The 821-nt window shown below is 36.7% G+C and carries 2 protein-coding genes; both read right to left on the minus strand.

Annotated elements, in window-relative coordinates:
• Positions 1-288 precede the first annotated feature (288 nt).
• Positions 289-495, minus strand: coding sequence for a transposase (locus BCAMP_RS13310; RefSeq protein WP_232217994.1), 207 nt, complete (start codon positions 493-495; stop codon positions 289-291).
• Positions 443-821 (minus strand): hypothetical protein (locus BCAMP_RS14095; protein ID WP_408605197.1); only part of this gene is annotated, 379 nt, incomplete at its 5' end. The genes BCAMP_RS13310 and BCAMP_RS14095, both read right to left, overlap by 53 nt.

Below are 821 nucleotides of genomic sequence, written 5' to 3' on the forward strand. Positions count from 1 at the left end.
GTGCTCCAATGGTATTTTTAATTGGCTCTATGTCAAATAAGTGTTGTTATTCAAAATTTAGTAAAATAAGTCATTTTTTGCAGCTATCTTTTTTTGGTAGTTGCTTTTTTTTGTAGTCATTCCTAATGTGAAGGACGCTTTCTGCGGGTGACGCTTCATCCTCCGCGCTCCGCTGTGGGGTATTCAGCTGCCACTTTTCCCGCTAGAGTCGCCTTCACAAACGTCATGACACTGCACGTTTATTATTGAGGCTCTCGCGTATTAAAAGACAGTAAAAGAGTCAATTAATTACGAGTTGGGAGCGATGCGTTTATGATTGAATCCGAGTAGAATCCTGTTTCTGAAATTTGAAAAGTTACGGTAACCAAACGAAATCCGTTTAATCACTTTTATTTTGTTATTGATCCCTCCTAAATGCCCGTTGGAATCCTCGTATTTAGAACTATTTTCGATTGCAGGTAAATGCTTGTTTAATGTTTTTAAACTGCGTTTCAGTTGTGAAGAAACGAAAGGTTTTTTTAGTCTGAATCAGTGATTGGTAAGCAGGGGGATTTTTGTGTTGTAGCGCAATCAGTAATTGCTGTGCTAGTTCGTACGTTTCTTTGAATTCAACATCCAGTGTCATAAAGTAATCGATGAGTCCTCTCGAACTTTTTTGTCCGTTAAATAAACGATGATAGCGATAATCAAAATCGCTTAAGTCTGTTTTTGTTTTTTGAGAAGTAATTTCCAATACGCTTTGAGTTTTACGATAAATCTTTTTATCTTCTGAGTTTGGAGTATCATAACGGTTCATGAGTTTAATACGTGTTTGATTAAGG

The sequence above is a fragment of the Brochothrix campestris FSL F6-1037 genome (assembly GCF_000525915.1).
GTDB classification, from domain to species: Bacteria; Bacillota; Bacilli; order Lactobacillales; family Listeriaceae; genus Brochothrix; species Brochothrix campestris.